The organism is Lipingzhangella rawalii, assembly GCF_031628175.1.
In the GTDB taxonomy this organism is placed as follows: Bacteria; Actinomycetota; Actinomycetes; order Streptosporangiales; family Streptosporangiaceae; genus Lipingzhangella_A; species Lipingzhangella_A rawalii.
On record NZ_JAVLVT010000003.1, the window covers coordinates 531,421 to 548,462 of the forward strand.

19 protein-coding genes are annotated in these 17,042 nt (G+C 66.9%); 17 read left to right on the forward strand and 2 right to left on the reverse strand.

What is annotated here, in order from left to right:
- The first annotated feature begins 85 nt into the window (after nt 1-85).
- The 15 genes from prfA to RIF23_RS09190 all read left to right on the forward strand — a co-directional run bounded on the left by prfA (nt 86) and on the right by RIF23_RS09190 (nt 12,902).
- Nucleotides 86-1,153 (forward strand): peptide chain release factor 1, encoded by a 1,068-nt coding sequence (prfA, locus tag RIF23_RS09120; RefSeq protein ID WP_310911966.1) that lies wholly within the window; start codon nt 86-88, stop codon nt 1,151-1,153.
- Nucleotides 1,150-2,007, forward strand: a complete 858-nt coding sequence (gene prmC / locus RIF23_RS09125; RefSeq protein WP_310911967.1) for a peptide chain release factor N(5)-glutamine methyltransferase — start codon at nt 1,150-1,152, stop codon at nt 2,005-2,007. The genes prfA and prmC overlap by 4 nt, the downstream gene beginning before the upstream one ends.
- A 213-nt stretch (nt 2,008-2,220) precedes the next feature.
- Nucleotides 2,221-3,009: an L-threonylcarbamoyladenylate synthase gene (locus RIF23_RS09130; protein ID WP_310911968.1), complete on the forward strand. Its 789-nt coding sequence runs from the start codon at nt 2,221-2,223 to the stop codon at nt 3,007-3,009.
- Between the two features lie 145 nt (nt 3,010-3,154).
- Nucleotides 3,155-4,339, forward strand: a complete 1,185-nt coding sequence (locus RIF23_RS09135) for a glycosyltransferase family 4 protein (protein ID WP_310911969.1) — start codon at nt 3,155-3,157, stop codon at nt 4,337-4,339.
- A gap of 181 nt (nt 4,340-4,520) precedes the next feature.
- Nucleotides 4,521-4,940 carry a hypothetical protein gene (locus tag RIF23_RS09140; protein WP_310911970.1) on the forward strand — a complete coding sequence of 140 codons (420 nt, stop codon included), beginning with the start codon at nt 4,521-4,523 and terminating at the stop codon, nt 4,938-4,940.
- 144 nt (nt 4,941-5,084) lie between these two features.
- Nucleotides 5,085-5,315: an AtpZ/AtpI family protein gene (locus RIF23_RS09145; protein ID WP_310911971.1), complete on the forward strand. Its 231-nt coding sequence runs from the start codon at nt 5,085-5,087 to the stop codon at nt 5,313-5,315.
- Between the two features lie 177 nt (nt 5,316-5,492).
- Nucleotides 5,493-6,254 carry a F0F1 ATP synthase subunit A gene (atpB, locus tag RIF23_RS09150; RefSeq protein ID WP_407659444.1) on the forward strand — a complete coding sequence of 254 codons (762 nt, stop codon included), beginning with the start codon at nt 5,493-5,495 and terminating at the stop codon, nt 6,252-6,254.
- A gap of 114 nt (nt 6,255-6,368) precedes the next feature.
- Nucleotides 6,369-6,572: an ATP synthase F0 subunit C gene (atpE, locus tag RIF23_RS09155; RefSeq protein ID WP_310911972.1), complete on the forward strand. Its 204-nt coding sequence runs from the start codon at nt 6,369-6,371 to the stop codon at nt 6,570-6,572.
- 42 nt (nt 6,573-6,614) lie between these two features.
- Nucleotides 6,615-7,154 carry a F0F1 ATP synthase subunit B gene (locus tag RIF23_RS09160; protein WP_310911973.1) on the forward strand — a complete coding sequence of 180 codons (540 nt, stop codon included), beginning with the start codon at nt 6,615-6,617 and terminating at the stop codon, nt 7,152-7,154.
- An 8-nt stretch (nt 7,155-7,162) separates the two neighbouring features.
- Entirely contained in the window at nt 7,163-7,972 is an 810-nt protein-coding gene (locus RIF23_RS09165; protein ID WP_310912122.1) for a F0F1 ATP synthase subunit delta, read from the forward strand.
- Nucleotides 7,973-8,050: 78 nt separating this feature from the next.
- Nucleotides 8,051-9,694, forward strand: coding sequence for a F0F1 ATP synthase subunit alpha (gene atpA, locus RIF23_RS09170; protein WP_310911974.1), 1,644 nt, complete (start codon nt 8,051-8,053; stop codon nt 9,692-9,694).
- A 3-nt stretch (nt 9,695-9,697) separates the two neighbouring features.
- A complete protein-coding gene (locus tag RIF23_RS09175; RefSeq protein ID WP_310911975.1) occupies nt 9,698-10,618 on the forward strand; it encodes a F0F1 ATP synthase subunit gamma in 921 nt (306 codons plus the stop codon).
- Between the two features lie 5 nt (nt 10,619-10,623).
- A complete protein-coding gene (atpD, locus tag RIF23_RS09180) occupies nt 10,624-12,066 on the forward strand; it encodes a F0F1 ATP synthase subunit beta (protein ID WP_310911976.1) in 1,443 nt (480 codons plus the stop codon).
- Between the two features lie 83 nt (nt 12,067-12,149).
- Nucleotides 12,150-12,563, forward strand: a complete 414-nt coding sequence (locus RIF23_RS09185; RefSeq protein WP_310911977.1) for a F0F1 ATP synthase subunit epsilon — start codon at nt 12,150-12,152, stop codon at nt 12,561-12,563.
- A 42-nt stretch (nt 12,564-12,605) separates the two neighbouring features.
- Entirely contained in the window at nt 12,606-12,902 is a 297-nt protein-coding gene (locus tag RIF23_RS09190; RefSeq protein WP_310911978.1) for an MTH1187 family thiamine-binding protein, read from the forward strand.
- An 87-nt stretch (nt 12,903-12,989) separates the two neighbouring features.
- Here RIF23_RS09190 and RIF23_RS09195 read toward each other — a convergent pair whose 3' ends face one another.
- On the reverse strand, nt 12,990-13,586 hold the full coding sequence (locus tag RIF23_RS09195; protein WP_310911979.1) for a cob(I)yrinic acid a,c-diamide adenosyltransferase: 597 nt from the start codon (nt 13,584-13,586) through the stop codon (nt 12,990-12,992).
- A gap of 78 nt (nt 13,587-13,664) precedes the next feature.
- Nucleotides 13,665-14,378, reverse strand: a complete 714-nt coding sequence (locus RIF23_RS09200; RefSeq protein ID WP_310911980.1) for a FadR/GntR family transcriptional regulator — start codon at nt 14,376-14,378, stop codon at nt 13,665-13,667.
- A gap of 136 nt (nt 14,379-14,514) precedes the next feature.
- Here RIF23_RS09200 and RIF23_RS09205 point away from each other — a divergent pair, with 136 nt between their 5' ends.
- Together RIF23_RS09205 and RIF23_RS09210 are read left to right on the forward strand one after the other, a co-directional pair.
- Nucleotides 14,515-16,023 carry a carboxyl transferase domain-containing protein gene (locus RIF23_RS09205; RefSeq protein WP_310911981.1) on the forward strand — a complete coding sequence of 503 codons (1,509 nt, stop codon included), beginning with the start codon at nt 14,515-14,517 and terminating at the stop codon, nt 16,021-16,023.
- Between the two features lie 37 nt (nt 16,024-16,060).
- On the forward strand, nt 16,061-17,023 hold the full coding sequence (locus RIF23_RS09210; protein ID WP_310911982.1) for a TerC/Alx family metal homeostasis membrane protein: 963 nt from the start codon (nt 16,061-16,063) through the stop codon (nt 17,021-17,023).
- The last annotated feature ends 19 nt before the right edge of the window (nt 17,024-17,042 follow it).

The following is a 17,042-nucleotide window of genomic DNA, read 5'->3' on the forward strand; positions in this document are numbered from 1 at the left end:
CGGCCCGGTCCGTCCGGCGCCCCGCCCCGAACCGGAGGGGCCGACCACCCTCCACGATCACCTCGAGCGACAAGGGGCTGCCACGGTGAAGCTGGACGACCTTCTGGGAGAGCACGCCGAGCTGGAGGCGCAGCTGGCGGATCCCGCCGTGCACGCCGATCCGGCTCAGGCCCGAAAGCTCGGCAAACGCTACTCCGAACTCACGCCGATCGTGTCCACATATCGGCAGTTGGAACAGGTGGCCAACGACATCGAGGCCGCCACCGAACTGGCCAGTGAGGACCCCTCCTTCGCCGAGGAGGCGAACCGACTCCGCGAGCAGCAGCAACAGCTCAATGAGCGGTTGCAGCACCTGTTGATCCCGCGGGATCCCAGCGACGACAAGGATGTGATCCTGGAGGTCAAGGCCGGCGCCGGTGGTGAGGAGTCCGCCCTCTTCGCCGGGGACCTGGTGCGGATGTACCTGCGGTACGCCGAACAACAGGGCTGGCGCACCGAGATACTCGATTCCACACTGTCCGACCTCGAGGGCTACAAGGACATCACCATCGCGGTGAAAGCCCGTGGTGAGATCGAACCGGGGCGCGGTGTCTGGAGCCAACTCAAGTACGAGGGCGGGGTCCATCGGGTCCAGCGGGTTCCGGTGACCGAGTCCCAGGGGCGGATCCACACCTCGGCCGCGGGGGTGTTGGTGGTGCCGGAGGCCGAAGAGGTCGACGTGGAGATCCACGACAACGATTTGCGGATCGACGTCTACCGCTCCTCCGGTCCCGGGGGACAGAGCGTCAACACCACCGACTCGGCCGTGCGGATCACGCACCATCCCAGTGGCATCGTCGTCTCCTGTCAGAACGAGAAGAGCCAGCTCCAGAATAAGGAGCAGGCCATGCGCATCCTGCGCGCCCGGCTGCTCGCCGAAGCCCAGGCGGAGGCCGACGCCGAGGCCCGAGCGGAACGGCAGAGCCAGGTGCGCACCATGGACCGGTCCGAGCGGGTACGAACCTACAACTTCCCGGAAAACCGCATCTCCGATCACCGGATCGGCTACAAGGCCTACAACCTGGACCAGGTCCTCAACGGGGACCTGGGTGGGGTGCTTCAGGCACTCATCGACGCCGACATGGCAGAGAGGATGCAGGGCGTCGCCGAATGAACTTTCTGCTCGACGAGGTCGCACGCGCGACCCTCCGGCTGGCGGAGGCCGGGGTGGACGCGCCGCGCACCGACGCCGAGGAGCTGGCCGCCTGGGTACACGGTGTTCGGCGCGGTGCACTGCACACGGTCGCCGACGCTGATTTCGATGCCCTGTACTGGGAGTGTGTGGCGCGGCGGGTGGCCCGCGAGCCGCTGCAACACATCACGGGCCGCGCCTATTTTCGCTACCTCGAACTGGCCGTTGGGCCCGGGGTGTTCGTTCCCCGTCCCGAGACCGAGATCATGGTCGAGTGGGCGATCGAGACGCTGCACACGATGGACGTGGCCGATCCCCTCGTCGTGGATCTCGGCACCGGGTCCGGCGCGATCGCGATCTCCATCGCCCAGGAGGTGCCGCGTTCGCGGGTGCACGCGGTGGAGTCGGATCGTGCGGCCCTGGACTGGGCCAGGCGCAATATCGACGCGAGCGGAAACACCGACCGGCTGCACCTGCATCATGCCGACCTCGCGGAGGCATTACCCGAGCTGTCCGGTCAGGTGGACCTCGTCATCAGCAATCCGCCCTACGTGCCCACCGGCCAGGCCGAGGCGCTGACCCCGGAGGTGGGCTACGATCCGGACGCGGCGCTCTGGGCCGGGGCGGATGGTCTCGACGACATCCGTCGTCTGGAGCGGGTGGGAGCACGTCTGCTGCGGCCGGAGGGCTTCATGGCCATCGAGCACGGGGACGGGCAGGGTGTGGACATGCCCTGGCTGTTTCCGGAGTCCCGAGGTTGGCGGGACGTGCGCAACCGTAAGGACCTCGCCCGCCGGGACCGCTTCGTGGTGATGCGTCGTGCCGGGGACGAGTAGCGCCGCGCTGGCCGCGTTGGCCGCGTTGGCCGTGGAAGCGTCGCAGTGCGGGACTAGGTCCCATCGACGACGCCCGACGTCCAGACCGGCCCCCGGCGTGGCCGCGGCGCTGGTGGTGCCAGCGCCCGTGCAGCCGTCCAGCGACGCCCGGAGGCCTGGGACTGCCCCCGCTTGCGCCAGCGCGCGAATCAGCCATAACCCAGAGGAGACACAGTGAGCCGTTTCTACGACTGCACGGGAGAGGCGGGAGCTCAGCGTGCGGACGGGATCCACGACGCCGCCTCCGCGGTACGCCGGGGTGAGGTCGTGGTGCTGCCCACGGACACCGTGTACGGAATCGGTGTGGACGCCTTCAGTCCGGATGCCGTCAATGCATTGCTGAACGCCAAGGGGCGGGGGCGGGACGCTCCACCCCCGGTACTGGTCGGGTCGGTCCGTGCGGCACAGGCCCTGGTCGAGGACCTGGGGGAGCAGGGCAGGAGCCTGATCGACGCGTTCTGGCCAGGCCCACTGACCGTGGTGTGCGGGGCCCGGCCGAGTCTCTCCTGGGATCTGGGGGACACGAAGGGGACCGTGGCGGTGCGGATGCCGATGCATCCCTTGGCGCTGGAACTGCTGCGCGAGGTCGGCCCGATGGCTGTGAGCAGCGCCAACCGCACCGCACAGACTCCCGCCCTGACGGCCGAGCAGGCACGGCAGCAGCTGGGGGAGTCGGTGGCGGTCTATCTGGAGGGCGGGGAATGCGCCGAGGCGACCCCCTCCACGATCGTGGACCTGACCTATCGGGTACCCCGGATTCTTCGGCTTGGCGCGATTTCGGTGGAGCGGATCCGCGCGGTCTGCGGCACGGTTCTCGACCCCGCCGAGCCGGGGGCGGACACCGGCGGCAGCGAGGGGGGCGCAGACCCTGCCGAGGAGCACACGACCGAGTCCGCCACGGGGCCGGATCCCCAGGGCGACAGCACCGCCACTGGGGAGGGCTCGTCGGGCCGACCGGGCTGAGGCTGCCGCCCACGCAGCGCGCTGCCGTGCGTGTGCGGGCGACCTCCGGGCTCAGGTGCTAGGTTCGGCGGTGTCCCTGAACTGACCGACCGGTCCGGCCCCGGGCGTTGCCCCCGGGGTGGGCGGCTGTACGGAAGGCCCCGGTGTGCGTGAGTACGCGTTGACCTTTGTCATCGCCGTGGCGGTCACCTACCTGTTGACACCGTTGGTGCGGCGGGGTGCCATCGCGCTCGGTGCGGTGCCCACGGTGCGGGAACGCGACGTGCATGCCGAACCGATTCCCAGCCTCGGTGGAATCGCGATGTACTGCGGATTCGCCGCGGCACTGTTGATCTCCTACCGCCTGCCCCACCTTCAGGAGGTCTTCGTCTACGACACCTGGCGGGGGCTGCTGTTGGCCGGCGGCCTGATCACCCTGATCGGGGTTGTCGACGATCGTTGGGGTATGGGGCCGGTGAGCAAGCTGGCGGGGCAGGTGTTGGCGGCCGGGATCCTGGTCTCCCAGGGAGTCCAGCTGCTGTGGCTACCGCTACCGGGGACCACCCTGGTGTTGGGGCCGGAGTTGGGGACGGTGCTGTCGATCCTGTTGATCGTCGGCACGATCAACGCGGTGAACTTCGCTGACGGTCTCGACGGCCTGGCGGCGGGTATTGTCGCGATCTCCGCCTCTGCCTTCTTCGTCTACTACTACGTGGTCGCGGTGGATCAGGGATTCAACCGGCAGACGTATCCGGCGATGATCGCCATCATCCTGGCCGGGATCTGTGTGGGTTTCCTGTTCCACAACTTCAACCCGGCCCGGGTGTTCATGGGGGACACCGGGGCGATGCTGCTGGGGCTGTTGCTGGCTTCCATCACGATCACGGTGACCGGCGAGTTCGAGGCGAACACCGCGCGGGAGCTCAGTACCGAGGGGGTGCTGGAATCGGGGGGGCTCGCCGTGCTCCTGCCCGTGCTCCTTCCGGTGCTGTTGCCGGTGCTCGTCCTGGCGCTACCGTTCCTCGACCTCATGTTGGCCGTCGTGCGACGGACCCTGGCGGGCAAGTCCCCGGTGGCCCCGGACAAGAAGCACCTCCATCACCGGCTGCTCGATCTGGGGCACTCCCACGCCCGCGCGGTGCTCCTGCTCTACCTGTGGACAGCCATCATCGCCTTCGCCTCGGTCATGCTGTCGATCTTCGGTGCCCCGTTCATCATCCTGACCGTGACCGTTCTGGTAGCGATCTGTGCTGTGCTCCTCATCACGATGCCGCGACTGCGTCGACGCCGCGGGCGTGCTCGGATGGCCGAACAGGTCGCCGCCGAGTCCGCGCACCAGGAATCCTCCTGAGCGGCCGGCGATTTCGGCACTACCCGGGGGGCGGTTCGAAGCACCGATAAGGCTGGCATAAGGTACTAGCGAAGCCAGTGCGAACCCGGGCGCCCCGAGCGCCCGTGGGCCACCTGGCTTTGTGCCATGCTTGTGATAGCTTTCACGAGCCAACCCCTGATCTATCAGCCGGAGCTTGTCTATGCCGGAACACGACGCCCGGATCCTCCGTGGTGCCGCGATTCCCAGCATTATCTGTGGGGGACTGGCCGTGGGCGTGGGTGCCCTCATCGCCGGTACCGCAGGAGCCCTGGGAGCCGCTTTCGCCGCGGCGGTGGTGCTGGGGTGTTTCGGTTTGGGGCAGCTTCTGGTGCTCGCCGCAAGTAGGCAGAACCCCGATCTCGCGCTACCGGCCTCGGCGCTGTCCGTGGTGCTGAAGCTGACGGTGCTCGGCCTGTTGCTGGTGACCCTACGCGACAGTGTGCTGATGGAGACACTGCACGATACCGTTTTCGCGGTAACCGCACTGCTCTGTGTGGTCGTGTGGTTGGCTGCCCAGGCTCGCGCCACGGCTCGGGCTCGGATCCCGGCGGTCGTGGTCGACGAGGAGCGGTCGCTGTGAGGCATGCGCGATCCGGCTCCGCGGGCCACGTGCGTCCACGACGTCCATCGCATCCGCTGCCCAGTCGTCCGGTGCCACAGCGAGGTGAGCCCCGGGCCGGCGGTGCGTCCTTCCTGGAAGGGGTGTGCTATCTTCCCAAGCGAGATGAGCGACCGGCCAGCGGAACACGGCGAGCCGCGAGACTCGGCGCAGCCACGCGCTGCCGACGGTTGGAACACGTTCTCGCTTCTGCTCTCGGGCATTCTGGTCTGGGGCGGAATCGGGTGGGGTCTCGACGCCCTACTTGGATTCGAGGTGCTGTTCCTGCCAATCGGAATCGTGCTCGGGATGGTCGGGGCGATCTATTTGGTCTGGGCGCAAGTCACCCGATCCTGAGCCTCTCCGCTTGTCTGACGCTGTGCAGACCACCCCGCACGGCAGCCCGCGAAACCATGACCGAGGTTTTCCTGCGTCACGACGAAAGGATTCGCCGTGAGTGCTGACGCGCACACTCTCGCGGACGATTGCAGCATGTTCGATGCTGGCTGCGAGTTCGACCCCCCCTCGATCAGCATGTTCTACCCAGAGCCCTGGTACAACCCTGAGTGGCTCCCGGGCGACACCAACGGGGTCGATCTGTACCTTCCGTTGTTGATTATCGCTGCGCTGGCCACGATCGGGCTGTGGTTCTGGTTCGGCAAGAACGCCACGCTCGTCCCCAGCAGGCGTCAGAGTCTCGGGGAACTGCTGGTCGGTTTCATCCGGGACAGCATCTCCCGGCCCACGATGGGCGCGAAGGGTGACTCGTTCGTCCCGTTCCTGACCATGCTGTTCACCTTCATCCTCGCGATGAACCTGACCGGGCTCATCCCGGGCATGCTGCCGGTCAACAGCAGTATCGCCTTTCCCGCGATGCTCGCCGGAGTCGTTTTCGTCGCGCGCTGGTACCTGGCGTTCAAGTACCAGGGCGGATGGCACTACTTCAAGGGGCAGGTGTTCCCTCCCGGAGTTCCTCCGCTGCTCTACCTGATGGTGTCGCCGATCAAGTTCTTCTCGGTGTTCATCGTCTACCCACTGACCCACACACTGCGGCTGTTTGCGACCATGTTCGCGGGAAGCCTGGTGTTGGCGGTGTTCGCCTACGGCGGCAACTACATGCTGAACCTTGGTGCCGAGCCGGTGCTCACCGGGCTCTCGGCCGCCCTGGCCGGTGTTGCGCTGCTGGCCTTCACTGGCTTCATCCTCTTCGAACTGTTGATCATGGTCATCCAGGCGTTCATTTTCACCCTGTTGACCAGCCTGTACTTCAGCCAATCGGTCGAAGAGGCCCACTGAATCGTCCCGCCCCCGGCCCGGCTCCGCGCCGGCGCCAACCAGTACGCACGCCCAACCCCGGCGGACCAGACACGAGGAGCATCACCGCCGGCCGTCAAGTAAGGGGAGTTTCCCATGGAAGGCAGCATCAGCGTTATCGGTTACGGCATCAGCGCGGTCGGCGCTGGAGTCGGTCTCGGTATCCTCTTCGGCATGGGTATGCAGGCCATCGCGCGTCAGCCGGAGGCCCGCAGCGCCCTACAGACCAACGTCTACATCGGTATGGCACTGATCGAGGCCGTGGCGATTCTGGGCTTCGTCCTCGCGATCATCAACTAGTTCCGGGCGCATCCCAACTATGGACGCGAAGGAGGGCTGACCATGTTCGTGGAACTGGCAGCCAATGAACCCAACATCCTGCGCATCGACTGGGTGAAGTTCACCTTCGGCCTCCTCGGGCTCTTCCTGGTGTACGTCTTCGTCGCCCGGAAGGCGATCCCCAAGATCCAGAAGGTGCTCGACGAGCGCCAGGACGCGATCGAAGGGGGGATCGAGCGCGCGAAGCAGGCCGAGGCAGAGGCCCAGGAGACGCTGGAGCAGTACCGAGCCCAGCTGGCGGAGGCTCGACAGGAGGCCGCACAGCTTCGGGAGCGGGCCAAGGAGCAGGGCGCTGCGATCGTCGAGGAGATGCGCGAGCAGGCCAACGCGGAGGCTCGCCGTATCGTCGAGACCGCGCAGGCTCAGATCGAGAACGATCGCCAGCAGGCGGTGGCAGAGCTGCGCTCCGAGGTGGGCGAGCTGGCCACAGAGCTGGCCACCCGCATTGTCGGGGAGACCCTGCACGACTCCGCGGCGCAGAGTCGGGTCATTGACCGCTTCCTGGACGAGCTGGAACAGCGCGACCAGGCCGGAGTGCGGTGATGCGGCAGATGCAGGGCACGAGTCGCGCATCCCTGAACCACGTACTGCGCCACGTGGACACCGTCCTGGACTCCACCGACCCGGAGGCACTGGCCACGGAGCTGTTCAACGTGGTGCAGCTGCTGGACGCCGAGCATTCGTTGCGGCGCATGCTCGCGGACACCTCCTCCGAGGCCGACCAGCGGACCGGCGTGGTCGGTCAGCTATTGGAGTCCCGGGTGTCGCCCACGACCATCCTCGTGGTGAACGAGGTGGTTCGTGCGTCCTGGTCGCGCCCCCGTGACCTGGCGGACGCGATGGAGCGGCTGGCCGTGAACGCCCTCGCGGCCAGTGTGGAGTCCACCGGGGACCTCGGGGAACTCGAGGACGAGCTGTTCCGGTTCGAGCGGCTCGTGCAGTCGCAGCCGGAGTTGCGGGACGCCCTGACGCGGCCCGGGGTGGCGGCGCACCGGCGGCGGGCTCTGGTGGAAGAGCTCCTCGAAGCCAAGGTCAGCTCCGCCGCCCTGCGGCTCATTATCCAGACCGTGGTGGCACCACGGGGGCGTAAGCTGGAGAAGAGTCTGGAGCTGTACGGCTCCTGGGTAGCCGAACGGGCCCAGCGTCGGGTCGCCGTGGTGCGCACTGCCGTTCCGCTGAGCGACGAGCAGCAGCAACGTCTACAGCGCCTGCTCAGTGAGGCCTACGGGCGCACGGTTCACATGAACATCGAGGTCGAACCGGATGTTGTGGGTGGAATGTCTATCCGGATCGGCGATGACGTGATCGACGGAAGCATCGCCGGCAAGATCGCCGCACTGCGGCGGCGGTTGGCGATGTGACGCAGTCCGTGGATATCGACGAGAGCACGCACGGCGCCGGCGAGTGCGGCGCCACTGATCAGCAAGGACAACGGTGAGATGGCGGAGCTGACGATCCGGCCGGAGGAGATCCGGGACGCGCTACAGCGCTTCGTCCAGTCGTACGAGCCGGAATCCGCCCGCGCGGAGGAAGTCGGAACCGTCACCTACTCCGGTGACGGCATCGCGCGGATCGCTGGGCTTCCCTCGACGCAGGCGAACGAGCTGCTTGAGTTCGAGGACGGAACCCAGGGGCTGGCCCTCGACTTGGACATCGGCGAGATTGGCGCCGTGGTTCTGGGCGATTTCTCGCAGATCGAGGAGGGACAGTCGGTTCGACGGACCGGCGAGGTGCTGTCCGTTCCGGTCGGCGACAACTACCTGGGTCGGGTTGTGGACCCCCTGGGGCGACCGATCGACGGCCAGGGCGAGATCGAGACGAGCGAGCGGCGGGCACTGGAGTTGCAGGCCCCCTCGGTGATGCAGCGGCAGCCGGTCGGTGAGCCGATGCAGACCGGTATCAAGGCCATCGACTCGATGACGCCGATCGGTCGGGGACAGCGGCAGCTACTGATCGGTGACCGGCAGACCGGAAAGACCGCGGTCGGCGTGGACACGATCATCAACCAGAAGGCGAACTGGGAGTCCGGTGATCCGGACAAGCAGGTGCGCTGCATCTACGTGGCGGTGGGGCAGAAGGGCACCACCATCGCGGGGGTGAAGGGGGCACTGGAGGAAGCCGGTGCGATGGACTACACCACCATCGTCGCGGCTCCTGCCTCCGACCCGGCGGGGATCAAGTACATTGCCCCCTACGCGGGTTCCGCGATCGGGCAGCACTGGATGTACCAGGGCAAGCACGTGCTGATCGTCTTCGACGACCTCACGAAGCAGGCCGAGGCCTACCGAGCAGTGTCGCTGCTCCTGCGGCGTCCGCCGGGCCGTGAGGCCTACCCCGGAGACGTCTTCTACCTGCACTCCCGTCTGTTGGAACGGTGCGCGAAGCTTTCGGACGAGATGGGTGGTGGCTCGATGACCGGGCTTCCGATCATCGAGACCAAGGCCAACGACGTCTCCGCCTACATTCCGACCAACGTCATCTCCATCACCGACGGTCAGGTCTTCCTGGAGTCCGACCTGTTCAACCAGGGGCAGCGACCGGCCATCAACGTCGGTGTGTCGGTGTCGCGTGTTGGTGGTGCGGCACAGACCAAGGCGATGAAGAAGGTCACCGGTAGCTTGCGGCTGGGGCTCGCGCAGTACCGTGAGCTGGAGGCCTTCGCAGCGTTCGGGTCCGACCTGGACGCGGCGTCGAAGGCGCAGCTGGACCGTGGACAACGGTTGATGGAGCTGCTCAAGCAGGGCCAGTACGCCCCGCTGGCCATGGAACGGGAGGTCGTGTCCATCTGGGCCGGCACCAGCGGTCAGCTGGACGACGTGCCCACCGAGGATGTCCGGCGCTTCGAGGAGGGCTTCCTGGAGCACCTGGCTCTCGAGCACAGCGACATCCTGGACACGATCCGGGAGACCGAGAAGTTCGAGGACGACACCGAGGAGAAGCTCAAGGCCGTCATCGAACAGTTCAAGCAGACCTTCGAGACCAGTGCCGGTGTGCTGCTGGGCAGTGAGCCCGAGGCCGAGGCGCTGGAGGCCGAAGACGTCGGCCAGGAGACGATCAAGGTCGCAAAGCGCGGCGGGAAGTAGCCCATGGGAGGACAACTTCGCGTCTACCGCCGGCGGATTCGCTCGACCAAGTCGATGGCGAAGATCACGCGGGCGATGGAGCTTATCGCCACGACACGGATCACCAAGGCACAGCAGCGGATGCAGGCGGCCGGGCCCTACACCCGGGAGCTGACGCGCGCGGTGTCGGCGGTGGCCGGTCACAAGACCGATCATCCTCTGTTGATGGAGTCGGAGAATCCGACACGAGCCGCGGTGCTGGCCATCACCAGTGACAAGGGGTTGGCGGGTGCGTTCTCGGCCAATGTCCTCAAGGAAACGGAGTCGCTGACGGCTCTGCTCCAGGAGGAGGGCAAGGACGTCGACACCTACGTGGTGGGCCGTAAGGGCATCGCCTACTTCAGTTTCCGGGATCGTCCCCTGGTCAACAGCTGGGAGAACATCACGGAGCGACCGGAGTACGCCCACGCCAAGGAGATCAGCGACCAGCTGCTGTCGGCGTTCACCACGGACAGTGCCGAGGGTGGTGTGGACGAGCTCCACATTGTCTCCACGGAGTTCGTTTCGATGCTGACCCAGCGGGCCACCTCGAATCGGATCCTGCCGCTGGAGGTTGAGGAGGTCGACGAGGAGGAACTGGCCGCGCACACCGGCGGTACCCTGCCTCTGTACGAGTTCGAGCCACCGTCTCCGGGCGGGGTGCTGGACCAGATCCTGCCGCAGTACGTGGCGAACCGGATCTTCTTCGCGCTCCTGGAGTCCGCGGCGTCCCAGTGGGCGTCCCGCCGGGCCGCCATGAAGGCGGCCACGGACAATGCCGAGGAACTGATCGGTACCCTAACCCGCCAGGCCAACCAGGCCCGCCAGGCGGAAATCACCAGCGAGATCAGTGAGATCGTCGGCGGGGCCGACGCGCTCGCTGCTGCCAGCGCGGGAAGTGAGTAGGACAAGTGACTGCACCTGTTGAGGAAGCGGCCACGCCTGGCGTGGGCACGGGCCGCATCGCACGGATCACCGGCCCGGTGGTCGACGTGGAGTTTCCCGTCGGCACGCTGCCGGAGATCTACAACGCACTGACCACCGAGGTCACCGTTGAGGACGAGACCAAGACCATCACGCTCGAGGTCGCACAGCACCTGGGGAACAATCTGGTGCGCACCATCGCCCTGCAACCGCAGGACGGCCTGGTGCGGGGTTCCGAGGTGCGCGACACGGGTGAGGCCATCTCGGTGCCGGTCGGGGACGTCGTCAAGGGGCATGTGTTCAACGCCCTGGGCAACTCCCTGGACGTGCCGACCTCGGAGCTGGAGGTCAACGAGCGGTGGCCGATTCACCGGAAGCCGCCGGCGTTCGACCAGCTTGAGTCCAAGACGGAGATGCTGGTCACCGGAATCAAGGTGTTGGATCTGCTGACCCCCTATGTTCGGGGTGGCAAGATCGGCCTGTTCGGTGGCGCCGGTGTGGGCAAGACGGTCCTGATCCAGGAGATGATCACCCGTATCGCCCGGAACTTCGGTGGTGTCTCCGTGTTCGGCGGGGTCGGGGAACGGACCCGTGAGGGGACGGACCTCTTCCTGGAGATGGACGAGATGGGCGTGTTGCCCGACACGGCCCTGGTCTTCGGCCAGATGGACGAGCCGCCCGGCACCCGGCTGCGGGTGGCGCTTTCCGCGCTCACCATGGCGGAGTACTTCCGGGACGTGCAGCAGCAGGACGTACTGCTGTTCATCGACAACATTTTCCGGTTCACCCAGGCGGGCCAGGAGGTCTCCACGCTGCTGGGCCGCATGCCCTCGGCGGTTGGGTATCAGCCCAACCTCGCCGACGAGATGGGTGTGCTCCAGGAGCGGATCACCTCGACCCGGGGGCACTCGATCACCTCGATGCAGGCGATCTATGTCCCGGCGGACGACTACACCGACCCGGCTCCGGCCACGACCTTCGCCCACCTGGACGCGACGACGGAGCTCTCCCGGCCGATCTCGCAGAAGGGTATCTACCCGGCTGTGGATCCGTTGGCCTCCACCTCGCGGATTCTCGATCCGCAGTACGTCGGCGAGGAGCACTACCAGGTCGCCCAGCGCGTCAAGGAGATCTTGCAGCGCTACAACGACCTTCAGGACCAGATCGCCATTCTCGGTATGGACGAGCTGTCCGAAGAGGACAAGATCATCGTCAACCGGGCGCGGCGGATCGAGCGGTTCCTCTCCCAGAACATGTTCGTTGCCGAGAAGTTCACCGGTAACCCGGGCGTGTTCGTGCCGCTGGAGGAGACCATCGCCTCGTTCAAGGCGCTGAGCGAGGGTGAGTACGACCACCTGCCGGAGCAGGCGTTCCTCGAGGTCGGCAACATCGAGGAAGCCGTGAAGAAGGCGGAGACCTTGCAGGGCTGACCGGCGGGGGCCACGGAGGTGGAGGGTGTACCTTCGTGGCCCCACCGGTGGGCACTGGACGTTGAGCGACAGGAGTGAACGCAGTGGCCACAGAGGAGCCGAGTACGCTCCAGGTCGAGATCGTCTCCCCGGAGCGAGAGTTGTGGGCGGGCTCAGGCGAGATGGTCATCGCCCGCACTGTTGACGGTGAGATCGGAATCCAGCCCGGACACATCCCCACTCTGGCCGTGCTCGCCCCCAGCGGTGTGGTGCGGGTCCTCATGGGTCGGGAGAGTGGCGAGGTCACGGTGTTCGTCCACAGCGGATTCCTTTCGGTATCCGAGGACAACCGGGTTTCGGTGATGGCCGAGGTCGCGGAGATGGGCGAGGAGATCGATACCGAGCGGGCACGCAGGGCTCTCGAGGAGTCGTCCAGTGCCGGCCTGAGTGATCCCGAGGAACTGGCGCGTGCCGACCGCGCCCGCGGTCGACTGCGCGCCGCGGGAGAGCTGGTCTAGACAGCGCGTTTCGAGACCCTGTTCGGTGAGTAGGGTAAGGGCATGATCGTCGCTTTCTCTGTCTCACCAATGGGAACCGGGGAGTCCGTCGCCCCGGCCGTGGCACGCGCGGTACAGGTCGTCCGGGAGAGTGGCCTGCCCAACCGCACCGATGCGATGTTCACCAGCGTCGAGGGCGAGTGGGACGAGGTCATGGATGTCGTGCGCCGTGCCGTGCAGGCTGCCGGGCAGGATGCGTCCCGGGTGAGCCTGACCCTGAAGGCGGATATACGCGAGGGGATGACCGACGGTCTGACCCACAAGGTCGAGGCCGTGGAACAGGAACTGAGCGCCGAGTGATCCCAAGCGGCTCACTCGGCGCTCTGGTTTTCGGTGGTGGGGCCGGCCACAGCACCGGCGTTGCCCTGCGCGCTGCCGTCAGCGCTGTCAGCGTTTGCCGCCGGGCTGCCACAGAACGTCCCCGTGCTCGCGGTTGACCACCCGCCCCAGGATGAACAACAGATCGGAGAGGCGATTGAGGTAGCGCCCGGGGAGGGGGCTCACCGAATCTCCGTGTTCGGCCACCGCCATCCATGCGGAACGTTCCGCACGGCGGGTCACCGTGCGGGCGGTGTGCAGGAGAGCTCCGGCCGGCGTGCCCCCGGGCAGGACGAAGCTGCGCAGGGTGGGCAGATCGGCATTGTAGTGGTCACAGGCCGTTTCGAGTCGTTCCACGTAGTCGGGCGTGATTCGCAGCGGTGGGTGTTCGGGCTCGGCAACCACCGGGGTACACAGGTCTGCTCCGACGTCGAACAGTTCGTTCTGGATGCGCAGGAGCAGGGTCCGCAGGTCCGGGTCCAGCTCGCCGAGGGCCAGTGCGGTCCCCAGTGCTGCGTTGGCCTCCTCGACGTCGGCATAGGCAACCAGGCGGGGATCGGTCTTCGAGGTGCGGCTCATATCCCCGAGGGCGGTGGTGCCGTCGTCACCGGCCCGGGTATAGATCCTGGACAGCACCACAGGCGTGTCAGTGTCCCGTTTCGTCATGGCGCCAGCCTACGGGAGTGGCCAGCGCGGGGTTCGGGTCCTCGGTGGGCCGGTGGCCGTCGGTGGGCCGTGGGGGGATCAGTCGGCTGGGGGAGCCACGTGGGAGACCAGGAGCAGGTGAGTTCGCATCGCTTCCGAAGCACGTCGGGGTTCGCCGGAACGAATCGCCTCTGCGATCCGTTCGTGTCCGTCCAGGGACGCTGCGGGCCGTCCGGGTTGAGACAGTGAGTCGTGTCGGGTTTCCGCGATCAGGGGGGCAAGCTCGGCCATCATCCGGGTCAGAAGTCGGGAATGAGCCGCCTGCGTCACCGCGGAGTGGAACCGGTGGTCGGCTTCCTCGCCTCGCCCTCCACCGTTGATGTCGGCGCGCATGTCCTCCAGCGCCGCGTCAATCTCCGCGAGGTCACGCTCCGTACGTCGCTGTGCGGCCAGCTCGGCGAGCTTGACCTCGAGAGCTTGTCGGGCCTCGATGATCTCAGCCCGACGATTGTCCCGGTCGCGGAGGACCGCCAGAATGTGCTCCTCGGAGACCGGATGCCGAATGATGGCGCCGTCCCCATGCCGGACCTCGATGATGCCCTGGACTTCGAGTGCGACCAGAGCCTGACTCAGGGACGCGCGGCTGACCCCGAGGGTGCTGGCGAGCTCTCGTTCCGGTGGCAGACGGTCCCCCGTGCCCAAGCCGGTGTCGCGGATGTGCTCACACAGCCGGTGGACGAGCTGCTCGTAGAGGCGGGGCCTGGCGACGGGGCGCGGCGCGGGAATCGGCTCGTCGGCGGTTGGCTGCTGCATGGTTGACCTCTCCGGGAGTCACCGGGATACGTGCTAGTGGCCTATAGGCCTATTGGCTAGTCCACTACTAGGCTGGTTGGACGCTGCGGCTGGTACAGGCCCTGTCCGTGAAGCATAGTCGGAGGGGAGTGGGGGGATGGCGGCACATCGGATGCGTGGGGCGCGGGAACTGCTCGCGACCACCCTGGACCGGCAGTCGTTCGTCTCCTGGGACAGTGTGCCCGGCGATGTCGCGCCCAATCCCACCTATGCGGCCGAGCTGGAGCGTGCGCGGGAGCGCAGCGGGACGGACGAGGCTGTGCTCACCGGTGAGGGCCGCCTGCATGGTCGACGGGTGGCCGTGGTGGCGGGGGAGTTCGCGTTCCTGGCGGGCTCGATCGGCCTGGCTGCGGCTGAGCGTCTGGTCGCGGCGGTGGAGCGGGCCACGACCGAGCGGCTTCCGCTGTTGGCGGCGCCGGCCTCCGGAGGGACCCGAATGCAGGAGGGCACCCTCGCCTTCCTGGCCATGGTGAAGATCTCGGCCGCGGTCACCGCGCACAAGGCCGCGGGCCTGCCCTATCTGGTGTACCTTCGACACCCCACCACCGGGGGTGTGTTCGCTTCCTGGGGGTCGCAGGGGCATGTGACCGTGGCCGAACCGGGAGCCCTAATCGGCTTTCTCGGCCCCCGCGTGTACGAGTCCCTGTACGGAGAGTCGTTTCCTCCGGGAGTTCAAACCGCGGAGAATCTCTACCGCCATGGGCTCGTGGATGCGGTCGTGGCCCCCGAGGATCTGCCGGGCATCGCCGACCGGGCCCTGGGCGTGATCCAGGATGGCCCGGGTGGTGCAGAGCCGCCGGAGGCTCCCCTCTGGGCGCGAGCACAGATCCCGGATACACCCGCCTGGGACGCAATCACGCGTTCGCGGCGCCGAGATCGTCCCGGGGTGCGTGCCCTGCTCCGGTATGGCGCCAAGGACGTGGTCCCGCTGAGTGGGACCGGGGCCGGTGAGCGTGATCCCGGCCTGCTGTTGGCACTGGCCCGGTTCGGAGATATGCCCTGTGTGCTGGTGGGGCAGGACCGCCAGCGGCAGAGCAGCGAACGCCCTCTCGGCCCGGGGGCACTGCGGGCGGCCCGGCGTGGCATGCATATGGCCGAGGAGCTGGGCCTCGGGCTGGTTACGGTGATCGACACTCCCGGCGCAGCACTGTCCCGGGAAGCTGAGGAAGGGGGGATGGCGGGCGAGATCGCCCGTTGTCTCGCGGAGATGGCACGGCTGCGCGCCCCGACCGTATCGCTGCTGTTGGGGCAGGGGACCGGTGGCGGCGCTTTGGCGCTGGTTCCGGCGGACCGGGTGGTGGCCGCACAGCACGCCTGGCTGTCTCCCCTGCCACCGGAGGGGGCCAGCGCCATCATGCACCGCACGGTGGACTATGCGCCGCAGCTGGCGGCTGAGCAGGGTGTGCGTTCGGTGGATCTGCGACAATCTGGGATTGTCGATGTCATAGTTCCCGAGCACGAGGACGCGGCAACTGAGGTCGAGTCGTTCTGTGCGCGGGTCGCAGACCAACTTCGATACGAGTTGGCGAAGCTGGGGCAGACCGACCCGGCGGTGCGGTTGCGCCGCCGTGCCGAGCGCTACCGAGAACTCGGGTCCGTAACCTGAGGGAGCTTCGCCGCGCGATCGCTCAGGAGAACCTACTGTGGATGTCCCCCTGTGGGTGTGGCTGGCCACGATCGCCGCCATTCTCATCATCATCTCTGTCGACTTCGTTCTCGTCGCTCGTAGGCCGCGGGAGCCGAGCCTGCGCGAGTCCGCGCTGTGGGTGTCGTTCTACGCCACGCTCGCGGTCCTGTTCGGTATCGGGCTGGGACTGTTCGTGGACCTGGAGAACAGCGTCGCCTTCTTCACCGGGTGGATCGTCGAATACTCCCTGAGTATCGACAACCTGTTCATCCTTATCCTGATCATCTCCTCGTTCATGGTCCCCCAGGAGCACCGGCAGCGCGTCATCCTGATCGGGATCGTGCTGGCGCTGCTGTTTCGAGCCGTCTTCATCGCCCTGGGTGCCGCGGCGGTGGAAACCTTCATCTGGACCTTCTACATCTTCGGTGCGATCCTGCTGGTCACCGCCGTCAAGCTGCTGATCTCGAAGGACCATTCGGTTGACCACGGGGAGTACCGGGAGAACATCGTGGTGCGCCTGGTGCGGTCCGTGTTCCCCACCACCGACCGCTACCACGGAGCCCGGCTGACGGTTCGGATCGACGGGCGGCGCCACATCACGCCCATGCTGCTGGTGATCATCGCCATCGGCCTCGCCGATATCGTGTTCGCGCTGGACTCGATTCCCGCGATCTTCGGCATCACCCAGGAGCCCTATCTGGTGTTCACGGCCAACGCCTTCGCGCTCATGGGGCTGCGCCAGCTGTACTTCCTGCTCGGCGGGCTGCTCAACCGGTTGATCTACCTCAATATCGGTCTGGCGCTGGTACTCGGCTACATCGGGGTCACCCTGCTGTTGCATTCGGCGGGCACCATGGGACACCTGCCGGTCGGGGAACCCAATGAACTGGTCTCGCTCACGGTCGTCGTGGGGATCCTCACCGTCACCACGATCGCCAGTCTGGTCCGTTCCCGCTCCGCCGTTCCGGCCCGCCGGTGACCGGGTGGAGCCCATAGCG